The 14923-nt window shown below is 68.1% G+C and carries 14 protein-coding genes; 7 read left to right on the top strand and 7 right to left on the bottom strand.

Going from position 1 to position 14923, the window contains the following annotated elements:
* Positions 1–156: 156 nt before the first annotated feature.
* Genes A5694_RS08960 through secG form a run of 5 tightly spaced genes read left to right on the top strand, consistent with a single transcriptional unit; the run spans position 157 to position 5275 of the window.
* Positions 157–1908, top strand: a complete 1752-nt coding sequence (locus A5694_RS08960) for a DUF3556 domain-containing protein (RefSeq protein ID WP_064921487.1) — start codon at positions 157–159, stop codon at positions 1906–1908.
* 47 nt (positions 1909–1955) lie between these two features.
* Positions 1956–2978: a type I glyceraldehyde-3-phosphate dehydrogenase gene (gene gap, locus A5694_RS08955; RefSeq protein ID WP_064921486.1), complete on the top strand. Its 1023-nt coding sequence runs from the start codon at positions 1956–1958 to the stop codon at positions 2976–2978.
* 13 nt (positions 2979–2991) lie between these two features.
* On the top strand, positions 2992–4230 hold the full coding sequence (locus A5694_RS08950; protein WP_064921485.1) for a phosphoglycerate kinase: 1239 nt from the start codon (positions 2992–2994) through the stop codon (positions 4228–4230).
* Positions 4227–5012, top strand: coding sequence for a triose-phosphate isomerase (tpiA, locus tag A5694_RS08945; RefSeq protein ID WP_064921484.1), 786 nt, complete (start codon positions 4227–4229; stop codon positions 5010–5012). The genes A5694_RS08950 and tpiA overlap by 4 nt, the downstream gene beginning before the upstream one ends.
* Before the next feature lie 29 nt (positions 5013–5041).
* Positions 5042–5275, top strand: coding sequence for a preprotein translocase subunit SecG (gene secG, locus A5694_RS08940; RefSeq protein WP_046188054.1), 234 nt, complete (start codon positions 5042–5044; stop codon positions 5273–5275).
* Positions 5276–5302: 27 nt separating this feature from the next.
* Here secG and A5694_RS08935 read toward each other — a convergent pair whose 3' ends face one another.
* From A5694_RS08935 to tkt, 6 genes are read right to left on the bottom strand one after another with little or no spacing between them, the layout of a single operon-like run.
* A complete protein-coding gene (locus A5694_RS08935) occupies positions 5303–5698 on the bottom strand; it encodes a hypothetical protein (RefSeq protein ID WP_064921483.1) in 396 nt (131 codons plus the stop codon).
* A gap of 33 nt (positions 5699–5731) precedes the next feature.
* On the bottom strand, positions 5732–6478 hold the full coding sequence (gene pgl, locus A5694_RS08930; protein ID WP_064921482.1) for a 6-phosphogluconolactonase: 747 nt from the start codon (positions 6476–6478) through the stop codon (positions 5732–5734).
* On the bottom strand, positions 6475–7395 hold the full coding sequence (gene opcA / locus A5694_RS08925) for a glucose-6-phosphate dehydrogenase assembly protein OpcA (RefSeq protein WP_064921508.1): 921 nt from the start codon (positions 7393–7395) through the stop codon (positions 6475–6477). Before opcA ends, pgl begins: the two co-directional genes overlap by 4 nt.
* Positions 7395–8951, bottom strand: a complete 1557-nt coding sequence (gene zwf / locus A5694_RS08920; RefSeq protein WP_064921481.1) for a glucose-6-phosphate dehydrogenase — start codon at positions 8949–8951, stop codon at positions 7395–7397. The genes opcA and zwf overlap by 1 nt, the downstream gene beginning before the upstream one ends.
* 4 nt (positions 8952–8955) lie before the next feature.
* Positions 8956–10068, bottom strand: coding sequence for a transaldolase (tal, locus tag A5694_RS08915; RefSeq protein ID WP_064921480.1), 1113 nt, complete (start codon positions 10066–10068; stop codon positions 8956–8958).
* A gap of 33 nt (positions 10069–10101) precedes the next feature.
* Positions 10102–12192 carry a transketolase gene (gene tkt / locus A5694_RS08910; protein ID WP_064921479.1) on the bottom strand — a complete coding sequence of 697 codons (2091 nt, stop codon included), beginning with the start codon at positions 12190–12192 and terminating at the stop codon, positions 10102–10104.
* 258 nt (positions 12193–12450) lie between these two features.
* Here tkt and A5694_RS08905 point away from each other — a divergent pair, with 258 nt between their 5' ends.
* A complete protein-coding gene (locus A5694_RS08905) occupies positions 12451–13374 on the top strand; it encodes a heme o synthase (protein ID WP_064921478.1) in 924 nt (307 codons plus the stop codon).
* Here A5694_RS08905 and A5694_RS08900 read toward each other — a convergent pair.
* A complete protein-coding gene (locus A5694_RS08900; RefSeq protein ID WP_064921477.1) occupies positions 13371–13850 on the bottom strand; it encodes an NUDIX hydrolase in 480 nt (159 codons plus the stop codon). The genes A5694_RS08905 and A5694_RS08900 overlap by 4 nt on opposite strands.
* Before the next feature lie 160 nt (positions 13851–14010).
* Between A5694_RS08900 and A5694_RS08895 the strand changes: the two genes are divergently transcribed.
* The coding region (locus A5694_RS08895) for a PPE family protein (RefSeq protein ID WP_131809551.1) at positions 14011–14923 on the top strand (913 nt) is incomplete at its 3' end.

Below are 14923 nucleotides of genomic sequence, written 5' to 3'. Positions count from 1 at the left end.
CTGGTCGGAGTTGTCGCTGAAAGGCGGGCAAACACCCTGCCGTCTGGCGGCGTGACCAGTGGGTCGGGTGCGGTCCGATCGGTGAATGAATCGCCCTCGCCGTCGGACGCGTATCGCTATAACTGAACAAGTACCAGTCAGGGGAGTGAGGCCAACATGGGATTCATCGCACCGTCGGTTCCCGACGTGGACCCCGCGACATGGCGTACCACCCCGTGGCCGGCCCGGGTGCAGGTCTGCAGCCGGCACTGGGCCGAACAGGGTTTCGGCACCCCGTCTGCGGTCTATCTGCTCTACCTGCTCAAGATCGCGGCCTACACCGCCGGCGCGGCGGCGGTCATCGCGGTGACCCCGGGCCTCGGCGGGCTGGGCCGGATCACCGAATGGTGGACGCAGCCGATCGTGTATCAGAAGGCCGTCGTCTTCAGCCTGCTGTTCGAGATCCTGGGTCTGGGCTGCGGATCGGGACCACTGACCGGCCGATTCTGGCCACCGATCGGTGGTGTGTTGTATTGGTTGCGGCCCAACACGATCCGGCTGCCGCCCTGGCCGGGCAAGGTGCCGTTGACCCGTGGGGACACCCGCAGCGCCGCCGATGTGGCGCTGTATGCCAGCGTGCTGGTCGCCGGCACCTGGCTGCTGCTGTCACCCGGACAGGGTGATCCCGGGCCGGTGGGCCTGCTGAACCCGACACTGGTGGTCCCGCTGATCGTTGCCCTGGTTCTGCTGGGTCTGCGAGACAAGACCATCTTCCTGGCCGCCCGCGCCGAGCACTACGGGTTGACGCTGCTGGTGTTCTTGTTCCCCTACGTCGATCAGATGGCCGCGTTCAAGATCATCCTCCTCGGATTGTGGTGGGGCGCCGCGACATCCAAGCTCAACCATCACTTCCCGTACGTGGTGGCGGTGATGATGAGCAATAACGCTCTACTGCGGCCGAGAATCTTCACCCTCTTCAAGCACCTGCTCTACCGCGATCACGTGAACGACCTGCGGCCCACCCGGATTCCGCAGCTGATGGCGCACGTCGGGGGCACCACCGCCGAGTTCATCGTGCCGGCGCTGTTGGTGTTCGTCGCCGCAGATCACCCGTGGCGCTGGTTGCTGATCGCGTTCATGGTGATCTTTCACCTCAACATCATCTCCAACCTCCCGATGGGAGTGCCGTTGGAATGGAACGTGTTCTTTCTGTTCTCGCTGTTCTTCCTGTTCGGCCAACACGCCGAAATCAGCGTGTACGACCTGCATTCGCCACTGCTGCTAGCCCTGTTGCTCACCGGCCTGGTGGTCCTCCCGATCGCGGGAAACATGTTCCCGCAGCAGATTTCGTTCCTGCCGGCGATGCGCTACTACGCCGGGAACTGGGCGACCAGCTTGTGGTGCTTCCGCGCCGGTGCCGAGGACACCGTGGAAGCCAACGTCGTCAAGAGCTCAGCGCTGGTCATCAACCAGCTGGCCAAGCTCTATGACCGGTCCACCGCCGAGCTGGTGGGCGACAAGGTCGCAGGAGCGTTCCGCGCCATGCACCTGCACGGCCGCGCGCTCAACGGGCTGCTGCCGCGAGCACTCGAGAACGAAGCCGACTACAGCATCCGCGACGGCGAGATCATCGCCGGGCCGCTGATCGGGTGGAACTTCGGGGAGGGTCACCTGCACAACGAGCAGCTGCTGGCGGCGGTGCAGCGCCGCTGCCGCTTCGCCGACGGCGACCTGCGGGTGATCGTGTTGGAGGGCCAACCCATTCACCGCAAGGAGCAGGCCTACCGCATCCTCGACGCCCAATCCGGGCTGGTCGAAGCCGGCTACGTGGCCGTGGCCGACATGCTCAGCCGCCAACCCTGGCCCGAACCCGGCGACGAGTTCCCGGTCCGGCGTACCGAAGGACCTGTGGGTTCCATCACGCACTAGGCTGGCGTCGAGTACACCAGCAAACTAGGCGACACGAGGAGAGACCAGTGACGGTCCGGGTAGGCGTGAACGGCTTCGGCCGCATCGGGCGCAACTTCTTCAGGGCATTGGACGCGCAGAAAGCCCAGGGCAGCAATACCGACATCGAGATCGTCGCGGTCAACGACCTGACCGACAACGCCAGCCTGGCGCACCTGCTGAAATTCGACTCCATCCTGGGCCGGCTGCCCCACGACGTCAGCCTCGAGGGCGACGACACCATCGTCGTCGGCAACACCAAGATCAAGGCGCTGGAGGTCAAAGAAGGCCCGGCCGCGCTGCCCTGGGGCGACCTGGGCGTCGACGTCGTCGTCGAGTCCACCGGCATCTTCACCAACGCCGCCAAGGCCAAGGGTCACCTGGACGCCGGGGCCAAGAAGGTGATCATCTCCGCGCCGGCCACCGATGAGGACATCACCATCGTGCTGGGCGTCAACGACGACAAGTACGACGGCAGCCAGAACATCATCTCCAACGCCTCGTGCACCACCAACTGCCTGGGCCCGCTGGCCAAGGTGCTCAACGACGAGTTCGGCATCGTCAAGGGCCTGATGACCACCGTCCACGCCTACACCCAGGATCAGAACCTGCAGGACGGTCCGCACTCCGACCTGCGCCGGGCGCGGGCGGCCGCGGTCAACATCGTGCCCACCTCCACCGGCGCCGCCAAAGCGATCGGCCTGGTGCTGCCCGAGCTGAAGGGCAAGCTGGACGGCTACGCGCTGCGGGTGCCCATCCCCACCGGCTCGGTCACCGACCTGACCGCCGAGCTGAGCAAGTCTGCCTCGATCGCCGACATCAACGCGGCGATGAAGGCCGCCGCCGACGGACCGATGAAGGGCATCCTGAAGTACTACGACGCCCCGATCGTCTCCAGCGACATCGTCACCGACCCGCACAGCTCGCTGTATGACGCCGGGCTGACCAAGGTGATCGACAACCAGGCCAAGGTCGTCTCCTGGTACGACAACGAGTGGGGCTACTCCAACCGGCTGGTCGACCTGGTCTCCCTCGTCGGCAAGTCGCTGTAACGCGATCGTGGCTGTGTCTTCGGTCAAGGCTGTTTCAGAACTGATCGCCGAGGGAGTTTCGGGTCGGGGCGTGCTGGTGCGCTCCGACCTGAACGTCCCCCTCGACGGTGACACGATCACCGACCCGGGCCGGATCACCGCCTCGGTGCCCACCCTGCGCGCGCTGGTCGAGGCCGGCGCCAAGGTGGTGGTGACCGCGCACCTGGGCCGCCCCAAGGGCCAGCCCGACCCGAAGCTGTCGCTCGCGCCGGTCGCCAAGGCGCTCGGTGAGCAGCTGGGCCGCCACGTCCAGCTGGCCGGTGATGTGGTCGGCACCGATGCGCTGGCCCGCGCCGAAGGCCTTACCGACGGTGACGTGCTGCTGCTGGAGAACATCCGGTTCGACCCCCGCGAGACCAGCAAGGACGACAACGAGCGCCTCGCGCTGGCCCGGGCACTGGCCGAGCTGGTCGCCGCCCCGGACGGTTCACCGGGGGCGTTCGTCTCCGACGGTTTTGGGGTGGTGCACCGCAAGCAGGCCTCGGTCTACGACGTCGCCACCTTGCTGCCGTCCTACGCCGGGACACTGGTGGCCGCGGAGATCCAGGTGCTGCAGCAGCTGACCGAGTCGACCGAGCGCCCCTACGCGGTGGTGCTGGGCGGGTCCAAGGTCTCCGACAAACTGGGTGTGATCCAGTCCCTGGCGACCAAGGCCGATTCCATCGTCATCGGCGGCGGCATGTGCTTCACCTTCCTGGCGGCCCAGGGGTTGCCGGTGGGCACCTCGCTGCTGGAGGCCGACATGGTCGACACCTGCCGCCAGCTGTTGGAGGACTACGGTGACGTGCTGCGGCTACCGGTGGACATCGTCGTCGCCGATAAGTTCGACGCCGCCGCCACCGGCGAGGTCGTCGCGGCGGACGCCATCGGCGAGAACAAGATGGGCCTGGACATCGGTCCCGGCTCGGTGGAGCGGTTCGCCGCGCTGCTGTCGAACGCCCAGACCATCTTCTGGAATGGCCCGATGGGGGTGTTCGAGTTCCCGGCATTCGCCGCCGGCACCAAGGGCGTGGCCGAGGCGATCGCGGCGGCCACCGGCAAGGGCGCGTTCAGCGTCGTCGGCGGCGGGGACTCCGCCGCGGCGGTGCGAGCCCTGGGTCTGAACGAAGACGGTTTCTCGCACATCTCCACCGGAGGCGGGGCGTCGCTGGAATACCTTGAGGGCAAAGCACTGCCAGGCCTGCAGGCCTTGGAGACCGGAGGGGCGCAATGAGTCGCAAACCGCTGATCGCCGGCAACTGGAAGATGAACCTCAACCATTTCGAGGCGATCGCGCTGGTGCAGAAGGTGGCGTTCTCGCTGCCGGACAAGTACTACGACAAGGTCGACGTGACGGTGCTGCCGCCGTTCACCGACCTGCGCAGCGTGCAGACTCTGGTTGACGGGGACAAGCTGCGGCTGACCTTTGGTGCCCAGGACCTCTCGCCGCACGACTCCGGTGCCTACACCGGTGAGATCAGCGGGGCGTTCCTGGCCAAGCTGGGCTGCAGCTACGTCGTCGTCGGGCACTCCGAGCGGCGCAGCTACCACGGCGAGGACGACGCGCTGGTGGCCGCCAAGGCGGCCGCCGCGCTCAAACACGGCCTGACCCCGATCATCTGCATCGGCGAGCACCTCGAGATCCGGGAGGCCGGTGGCCATGTCGAGCACTGCCTGGACCAGCTGCGTGGCTCGCTGGCCGGCCTGTCCGCCGACCAGATCGCCCAGAGTGTCATCGCCTACGAGCCGGTGTGGGCGATCGGCACCGGCCGGGTCGCCGGTGCCGCCGATGCCCAGGAGGTGTGTGCTGAGGTGCGCGCGGAGCTGGGCAAGCTCGCCTCGCCCAAGATCGCCGACACGGTCCGGGTGCTCTACGGCGGTTCGGTCAATGCCAAGAACATCGGCGAGCTGATCGGCCAGCCCGACGTCGACGGCGGGCTGGTCGGCGGGGCGTCGCTGGACGGCGAGCAGTTCGCCATGCTGGCCGCGCTGGCCGCCGGCGGGCCCCTGCCCTGATGCGGCGCGGCGACCGGTAGGGTAGCGGCATGATCTTGACGCTGCAGATCCTCTTGGTGATCACCAGCCTGCTGGTGATTCTGCTGGTGCTGCTGCACCGCGCCAAGGGTGGCGGCCTGTCGACCCTGTTCGGCGGTGGCGTGCAGTCCAGCCTGTCCGGCTCGACGGTGGTGGAGAAGAACCTCGACCGGCTGACCTACTTCGTCATCGCCATCTGGCTGACCTCGATCATCGCGGTGGGCCTGCTGATCAAGTACGCCTGAGCCGGCCGGGCGCCGCGCAGGCGGTGGCTAGCGCACCACCCGGTTGCGCATCGCGTTGAACATGCCGCGCACCGCGTTCTCGGTCGCCGCCAACGGCGACATCGCCGTCTCGCCGACGGCGACGAGGTAGTCCATCCGGCTGACGATGGTCTCCACCGGCTCGATCAGGGCAACCAGGCGGCGGGCCAGGTCGTCGAGACTGGCCATGGTCTCGTCAAGATGGTCCAGGCCGTCACCGAGGCGTTCGACCGTGGCGTTGAGGCCGGCCAGTGAACTGTTCAAGGCGTTCATCGTGTTGCCCAGGCCACCCAGCACATCCTCGAGCTGCCCGACGGTCACGTCGGCGTTCAACGCCGCCTGCGCCAATGTCTTGAGCCGCTTGCGTTCCCCGGTGTTCGACCCTCTGTCTGCCATGTCGCTCATTATGACGTGGCGGCAGACAGCGTCGAGTCCCGGTCAGCGAGATTGCGTGGGCAGCTGCGAGGCCGCGGCCTGATCGAGCAGCCACACCGTGTGCTCGCGCCCCGTCGCGCCGGCGGCGGGCACCGAGACCGGGTCCGCACCGCCGATCGCGGCGGCCACCGCCTCGGCCTTGGCCGCCCCGGACACCACCAGCCACACCTGGCGGGAGCGGCGCACGGCGGGCAGCGTCAGCGTGATACGGCGCGGCGGCGGCTTGGGGGAGTCGGGCACCCCGACCACCAGGCGGGTGGTTTCGCGCACCGCGGGGGTGTCGGGGAACAGCGAGTTGATATGGCCCTCCGGGCCCATTCCCAGCAGGTGAACGTCGAAATCCGGTGCGGGCTGGCCGGGTTCGGCGCTGGCGGCGAGCACCTCCTGATACGCCTGCGCGGCGGCGTCGAGGTCGTCGCCGCATTCTCCGTCGCTGGCCGGCATGGCGTGCACATTGGCGGCCGGGATCTCGATGCGGCCCAGCAGCGCCTCGCGGGCCTGCTTGTCGTTGCGTTCGGCATCGTCCGCCGGGACGAACCGGTCATCGCCGAAGAACAGGTGCACGCATGTCCAGTCGATCCGTGCCGCGTGCTCGCCGAGGCGCTTGAGCAGCGCGATGCCGTTGCCGCCGCCGGTCAGCACGATCAGCGCGCGGCCCCGGGCGGCGACGGCCGCCTCGATCGCATCGGCCAGCCGATCGCCGGCGGCGGCGATGAGTTCATCGGTGTCGCGGTAGGTCGCTACGGTCACAGGTACTCCACTTCCTCGAGGCCGCCCAGCGCGGAGCCGTAGATCGGGTCGGGGTCCAGCCGGCGCAGGTCTTCAGCCAGGCACTCGGCCGTCACCCGGCGTGGCAGCGGAACCAGCGCATCCGGAGTAGCGGTGCGGCTCAAGGTGGCGATCACCCCGGTTTGCGGCCGGCTCAGCACCACGGTCTCGCTGTCGCGCACCAGCTCGATCTTGAGCTCGCCCACCGCGCGGCGCACCGGCCCGTCGATGCGGCTGGCCAGCCAGCCGGCCAGAATGTCCAACGCCGGTTCGGTCGGCAGTCCGGACACCAGCGCCGAGCGGATCGGCTCATACGGCGGCTGATCCATCGCCGAGGCCAGCAGCGCCCGCCAATAGGTGATGCGACTCCACGACAGGTCGGTGTCTCCGGCGGTGTAGCCGCTGCGCCGGCCCTTGATCGCCGCCAACGGATCGGGACTGTTGGTGGCGTCGGTGATCCGCCGCACCGCCAGCGCACCCAGCGGGTCCTCGGCCGGTGCCGCCGGGGCGATCTCGGGCCACCAGGCCACCACCGGGATGTCGGGCAACAGGAACGGCACCACGACCGCGTCGGCGTGCCCGGCGAGCGGGCCGGACAGCCGCAGCACCACCACCTCGCCGGCGCCGGCGTCGCCAAACATCCGCAGCTGGGCGTCCAGCCGGGCGTGGCGGGCCTCGGTGTCGTCGGTCATCACCACGATCACCCGGCTGGGATGCTCCTGGCTGGCCATGTTGGCCGCGGCGATGGACTCGTCGAGCAGCAGGTCGTTCTCGGTGCTTCCCAAGGCGATGATCAGGCTCAGCACCCGGCCGGTAGTGGCCGCACCGACCTGCTCGCGCAACTCATCGAGTTTCTTGTTGATCGCGTTAGTGGAGGTGTCCGGCAGGTCGATGATCATCAGGGCCGCCGCCATTCCCGCCCGGAGCGCGCCAGCATCTCGAACGACGACCGGGGACCCCAGGTGCCGGCCACGTACGGCTCAGGTCCGCCGTGCTCCGCCCAGTTCTCGAGCACCGGATCCAGGATCTCCCAAGATAATTCGACTTCGGCATTGACCGGGAACAGCGACGGCTCACCGAGCAGCACGTCGAGGATCAGCCGTTCGTAGGCTTCCGGCGAATCCTCGGAGAACGCCGAGCCGTAGGAGAAGTCCATGTTGACGTCGCGGACCTCCATCAGATGGCCGGGCACCTTGGACCCGAACCGCAAGGTGATGCCCTCGTCGGGCTGCACCCGGATCACCAGGGCGTTCTTGCCCAGCTCGTCGGTCATCGTGTCGTCGAACGGCAGGTGCGGCGCCCGCTTGAACACCAGCGCGATCTCGGTGACCCGCCGGCCCAGCCGCTTTCCGGTGCGCAGATAAAACGGCACACCGGCCCAGCGCCGGGTATCGACCTCCAAGGTGATGGCCGCAAAGGTCTCGGTCCGGGAGTCGTGGGCGAAGCCCTCCTCGTCGAGGAGACCGACGACGTGCTCGCCGCCCTGCCAGCCGGCGGTGTACTGCCCCCGGGAGGTGGTCTCATCCAGCGGCAGCGCCAGCTTGGTCGCCGAGAGGACCTTGATCTTCTCGGCCTGCAACTCGGCGGGGGAGAAGCTGACCGGCTCCTCCATCGCGGTCAGCGCCAGCAACTGCAGCAGGTGGTTCTGGATCACGTCGCGGGCGGCGCCGATGCCGTCGTAGTAGCCGGCCCGGCCGCCCAGACCGATGTCCTCAGCCATGGTGATCTGCACATGGTCGACGTAGTGCGCGTTCCAGATCGGGTCGAACAGTTGGTTGGCGAACCGCAGCGCCAGGATGTTCTGGACGGTCTCCTTGCCCAGGTAATGGTCGATGCGAAACACCGACTCCTCCGGGAAGACGCTGTTGACCACGCTGTTGAGCTCGACCGCGCTGGCCAGGTCGTGTCCGAACGGCTTCTCGATCACCACCCGGCTCCAGCGGCCCTCCCGCGGGCGGGCCAGCCCGGACGCGTGCAGCTTCTCGCACACCACCGGGAAGGCGGCCGGCGGAATCGACAGATAGAAGGCGTGATTGCCGCCGGTGCCGCGCTCGGCGTCGAGCTCCTCGAGGGTCGCGGCCAGCTGGGCGAAGGCGGCATCGTCGTCGAAGGTGCCTGTCACGAACCGGAATCCGGCAGCCAACCGGTCCCAGACCACCTGACGGAACGGGGTCCGGGCGTGCTGTTTGACGGCCTGGTAGACCACGTCGGCGAAGTCCTCGTCGGCCCAGTCCCGGCGGGCGAACCCGACCAGGGCGAAGGTCGGCGGTAGCAGCCCGCGGTTGGCCAGGTCGTAGATCGCCGGCATCAGCTTGCGCCGGGCGAGGTCGCCGGTGACCCCGAAGATCACCACGCCGCACGGGCCGGCGATCCGGGGCAACCGCTTATCCCGCTTGTCCCGCAGCGGGTTCTGCCACCCCGCGGAGGTGTTGCGCGCTGACCCTGCGCCCGCCATCAGATCACTTGGCGGCGTCGAGCTGCGACGCGGTGGCGTCCAGCAGTTCGCCCCAGGACGCCTCGAACTTGTCTACGCCCTCGTTCTCCAATACCAGGAACACATCGGTCAGATCGATGCCCACCGCCGAGAGCTGGTCGAAGACCTGTTGGGACGCCGCCGCGGTCCCGGCGATGGTGTCGCCGGTGATATCGGCGTGGTCGGCCACCGCCTCCAAGGTCGGCTCCGGCATGGTGTTGACGGTGTGCGGGGCCACCAATTCGGTGACGTACAGGGTGTCCGGGTAATCCGGGTTCTTCACCCCGGTCGAGGCCCACAGCGGCCGCTGCACCCGGGCGCCGTGCGCCGCCAACGCGGTGAAGCGCTCGCCGGCGAAGACCTCTTCGTAGGCGGCGTAGGCCAACCGGGCGTTGGCGACCCCGGCCTTGCCGCGCAGCGCCAGCGCCTCGGCCGAGCCGAGTTTCTCCAGCCGCGCGTCGATCTCGGTGTCCACCCGGGAGACGAAGAACGACGCCACCGAGTGGATCTTGGACAGGTCGTGGCCGGCCGCCTTGGCGGCTTCCAGGCCGGCCAGGTAGGCGTCCATCACCTCGCGGTGCCGCTCCACGGAGAAGATCAGCGTGACGTTGACCGAGACGCCTTCGGCCAGCACCGCGGTGATGGCCGGCAACCCTGCCTTGGTGGCGGGAATCTTGATGAACAGGTTCGGCCGGTCGACGATCTTCCACAGCTCGACGGCCTGGGCGATGGTCTTGTCGGTGTCATGAGCCAGCCGGGGGTCGACCTCGATCGACACCCGGCCGTCGACGCCGTCGGACGCCTCCCACGCCTGGGTCAACACGTCGCAGGCGTTGCGTACGTCGTCGGTGGTGACGGTGCGGATCACCGCGTCCACATCGGCGCCACGCGCGGCCAGTTCGGCCAGCTGCTTGTCGTAGGCGTGGCCCTTCTCCAGCGCTTTCTGGAAGATGGTCGGGTTGGTGGTCACCCCGACGACACTGCGGGTGGCGACGAGTTCGGCCAGGTTGCCCGAGGTCAGACGGTCGCGGGACAGATCGTCAAGCCACACCGATACGCCGGCGGCGCTGAGAGCGGCAAGCCGTTCGTTCTGAGTCATGGTGCGCTCCTTCTCAATTGACTGCAGTTGTCCTCAGTTGTCCAGGGCGCGTTCGGCGGCGGCGACGACGGCCTCGGCGGTGAAACCGAACTCACGGAACAGCGTCTTGTAGTCGGCGGATTCCCCGTAGTGCTCGATCGACACGATCTCGCCGGTGTCGCCCACCACCTTATGCCAGCACTGCGCGACCCCGGCTTCGACCGCGACCCGCGCCGACACCGCCGGGGGCAGCACCGCGTCGCGGTATTCGGCCGGCTGCGACTCGAACCATTCCAGGCAGGTCATCGACACCACGCGGGCGTTGATGTTCTTGTCCGCCAACAATTTCTGCGCCTCCACGGCAAGCTGCACTTCAGACCCGGTGGCGATCAGCACCACGTCGGGTTGCTCGGTGCCGGCGCCACCGAGCACGTAGCCGCCACGCGCGACGCCTTCGGGGTCGGTGCCCTCCAAGATCGGCAGCCCCTGCCGGGTCAGGATCATCCCGACCGGGCCGCTGTCCGCGCCGCGCGCCAGCACGGTGCGCCAGGCGTAGGCGGTCTCGTTGGCGTCGGCGGGACGCACCACCGACAGCTGGGGGATGGCCCGCAGCGCCGACAGGTGCTCGATCGGCTGGTGGGTGGGTCCGTCCTCGCCCAGGCCGATCGAGTCGTGGGTCCACACGTAGATCGGGTCGATGTCCATCAGCGCCGCCAGCCGCACTGCGGGCCGCATGTAGTCGGAGAACTGCAGGAAGGTACCGCCGTAGGCGCGGGTCGGGCCGTGCAGCACGATGCCCGACAGGATCGAGCCCATCGCGTGCTCCCGGATCCCGAAATGCAGGGTGCGACCGTAGGGGTCGGCGGTGTAGTCCTTGGTGGAGATCGACGCCGGGCCGAACGACTTGACGCCGTCCATCGTGGTGTTGTTACTGCCGGCCAGATCTGCTGAGCCACCCCACAATTCGGGAAGCTTCGGACCTACCGCCGAGAGCACCTTGCCGGATGCAGCGCGGGTGGCCACCGCCTTGGAACCGGGCTCCCAGGACGGCAGGTCGGCGTCCCAGCCCTCCGGCAGCTCGCCGGCGATCAGCCGGTCCAGCAGTGCCTTGCGTTCCGGCTCCCGGGCCGCCCACGCCTCGAACTGCGTCTGCCAGTCGGCGTGCGCCTCCTTGCCGCGAGCCACCAGCCCCCGGGTGTGGGTGATCACGTCCTCGCGGACATCGAAGGATTTGTCCGGGTCGAACCCCAGAGCCTTCTTGATGGCGGCCACCTCGTCGACACCGAGAGCCGCGCCGTGGGCGGCGCCGGTGTTCATCTTCTCGGGCGCCGGGTAGCCGATGATCGTGCGCAGCGAGATGAACGATGGCTTGTCGGTGACGGCCTTCGCCTCGGCGATCGCCTCCTCGATGCCGGTGACGTTCTCGCCGCCCTCGATCTCCTGGACATGCCAGCCGTAGGCCCGGTAGCGGGCGGCGGTGTCCTCGCACAGCGCGATCGCGGTGTCGTCCTCGATGGAGATCTTGTTGTGGTCGTAGAACACGATCAAGTTGCCGAGCTGCTGGACTCCGGCCAGCGAGGACGCCTCACTGGTGACACCTTCCTGGATGTCGCCGTCCGAGGCGATCACGTAGATGTGGTGATCGAACGGGCTTTCGCCGGGGGCGGCGTCCGGGTCGAACAGTCCGCGTTCGTAGCGGGCGGCCATCGCCATCCCGACGGCGGAGGCCAGGCCCTGGCCCAGGGGACCGGTGGTGATCTCCACCCCCTTGGTGTGGCGGAACTCCGGGTGCCCCGGAGTCTTGGATCCCCAGGTGCGCAGCGCCTCGATGTCGGAGAGCTCCAGACCGAAACCGCCCAGGTAGAGCTGGATGTAGAGGGTGAGGCTGGAATGCCCGCAGGACAGCACGAACCGGTCGCGGCCCAGCCAGTGCGTGTCGGAGGGATCGTGGCGCATCACCCGCTGGAACAGCGTGTATGCCAGTGGCGCCAGGCTCATCGCGGTGCCGGGGTGGCCGTTACCGACCTTCTGCACCGCATCGGCGGCCAGCACCCGGGCGGTGTCGACGGCGACCGAGTCGATCTCGGCCCAGTCGTCGGGGTGGTGGGGGCGGGTAAGGGCGGAGATCTCTGCAGCAGTGGTCACGAACTTGAAGTCCTCATCTTCGAGTTATGTCTAGGCAAGCCTGGTTAGTTCTCACCCTAGCGGCGATCGCGAGGGCGGCGGAGCCGCGTGCAGCGGGTTGCCGCCAACAATTTAGTGCGCGCACGGGCGGTGTTGCCGCTCTGGTCGCCGTGTGGATTACCCACGAATCGACCCTGCGATTCGGCCGACCCGGCTGCGCGGTCTACCATCGTTCGTAGTAGACGCTGGCGTCGCTGCTGCCATCTGAGGAGTCATCACGTGAGTATTCGCGAGCGCGCCGCGCCGCGCCGAATACGCGCAATACGTTCCACGTTGCTGGCCTACCTGTCGTTGACCAAGCCACGGATCATCGAGTTACTGCTGGTCACCACCATTCCGGCGATGTTGTTGGCCGACCGCGGCACGGTGAATCCGCTGCTCATCTTCAACACCCTGATCGGCGGGATGTTGGCCGCCGCGGGCGCTCACGCGCTCAACTGTGTCGTCGACGCCGACATCGACAAGGTGATGAAGCGCACGGCGCGGCGGCCGTTGGCCCGCGACGCGGTGCCGACCCGCAATGCGCTGGTGTTCGGCCTGGTGCTCGGCGCGATCTCGTTCGTCTGGCTGTGGCGCACCACCTACCTGGTGTCGGGCCTGCTGGCGGTGGCCACCATCGCCTTCTACGTGCTGGTCTATTCGATGCTGCTCAAGCGGCACACCTCGCAGAACGTGGTGTGGGGCGGGGCGGCCGGCTGTATGCCGGTGGTGATCGGCTGGTCGGCAGTGACCGGCACCATCGGCTGGCCGGCGCTGGTGATGTTCGCGGTCATCTTCTTCTGGACGCCGCCGCACACCTGGGCGTTGGCGATGCGGTACAAGGACGACTACGCCGCGGCCGGGGTGCCGATGCTGCCGGTGGTCGCCAGTGAGCGCGTCGTCACGCACCGCATCGTGGTCTACACCTGGGCGACGGTGGCGGCCACGCTGGCGCTGGTGCCCGCCGCCGGGTGGCTGTACGCCTCGGTCGCGTTCCTGGCCGGGGTGTGGTTCTTGACCATGGCCCACCAGCTCTACGCCGGGGTGCGCCGCGGTGAGCCCGTCAAACCGCTGCGGCTGTTCCTGCAGTCGAACAACTACCTGGCGGTGGTGTTCTGCGCACTGGCGGTGGACTCGGCCTTCGGCCTGCCCACGGTGTTCTAAGACCCGCCGTTCCACTCGAACCGGGTTTGGCCGCTCCCGCCCAGCGCCGCGCTGATGCGAGTCCGCATCCGCTCGGGCATGTCGGGCAGCGCGGTCAGCGGCGACCAGCGCGCGTCGGTGCTCTCGTCGTCGGCCGGGTAGGGATCGCCGGCCACCCAGCGCATGGCGAAGACATGGTCGAGGTACTGGGCGTGATCCCCGTTGGCGTGGATCACCGGTGCGGTGGCGTGCACCCAGGCCAGCCGCTCCGGTACCGCGACGACCCCGGTCTCTTCGGCGACTTCGCGGACGGCGGCGTCGGCCGGCTCCTCACCCGGATCGACGATCCCGGTCACCGGCGCCCAGATACCGTTGTCGGCCCGCTCGACCAGCAGCACCTCCTCGCCGCGCAGCACTACCGCCGTCACGCCGATCAGCCACAGCGGGGCGGAGCCGATGCTGGCCCGGAGGTCGACGATGAACTGCGGAATCGGCATATCGGCGATGGTGCCAGCCGCACCGCTTCCCGGTGTGCCGGGGGTGCGGCTAAACGAGGGTGAACAGGGCTTGCGTCGGCGGGCGCGGTGGTATTGAATCCTCGATAATGAAAATCATGTTCAACAGCGTGGGTCGGTCGTGACGCTGGCCCCGGTGTGGATGGCGTCGCCGCCGGAGGTGCATTCGGCGTTGTTGAGCGCTGGGCCGGGGCCTGGACCACTGCTGGCGTCGGCGGCCGCGTGGTCGGCGTTGGACAGCGAGTACACCGCGGTCGCCGACGAGCTGATGGTGATGCTGGGGGCGGTGCAGTCCGGGGCGTGGCAGGGGCCGAGCGCGGAGGCCTACGTGGCGGCCCACGCGCCGTATCTGGCCTGGCTGACCCAGGCCGGTGCCGACAGTGCGGCGGCCGCGGCGCGAAGTGAGACGGCGGCGACGGCCTACACGGCCGCCCTGGCGGCCATGCCGACCTTGCCGGAGCTGGCGGCCAACCATGCCGTGCATGCTGCGCTGATGGCGACGAATTTCTTCGGGATCAACACGATTCCGATCGCGGTCAACGAGGCCGACTACGCGCGGATGTGGGTGCAGGCCGCCACGACGATGGCGACCTATGAGGCGGTGGCCGGCGCCGCGGTGGCCTCGACGCCGCATACCGGCCCGGCGCCACAGATCGCCAAAGCCGATGCGGCAACGCCTCAGGACGACCACGATCACACCGACCCCACCGTCAACGATCCGCTGGATCAGCTCATCGCCAAGATGCTGAACACCGTCAGCAATGGACAGGTCAATTGGGACCCCGCCCACGCCATGATGAACGGCATTCCCTACGACCAGTACACCGATCCCAGCCAGCCGATGTTCTGGCTGGTCCGGTCGCTGGAGTTGTTCGAGGACTTCCAACAGTTCGGCGTGTATCTCCAACACAATCCGACACTGGCCTTCCAGTATCTGGTCCAGCTTGCCGAGTTCGATTGGCCGACCCACATCGCCGAGATCGCCACCTGGGCGGGGCAAACGCCCCAGTTGTTCGCCATCGCCGTCGGAGTGATGGTCGCCCCGGTCGGCGCCG

This window comes from Mycolicibacter sinensis (assembly GCF_001667945.1).
Lineage (GTDB): Bacteria > Actinomycetota > Actinomycetes > Mycobacteriales > Mycobacteriaceae > Mycobacterium > Mycobacterium sinense_B.
Note: the sequence above shows the minus strand (reverse complement) of the source record. Positions and strands in the feature narration are given on the sequence as shown.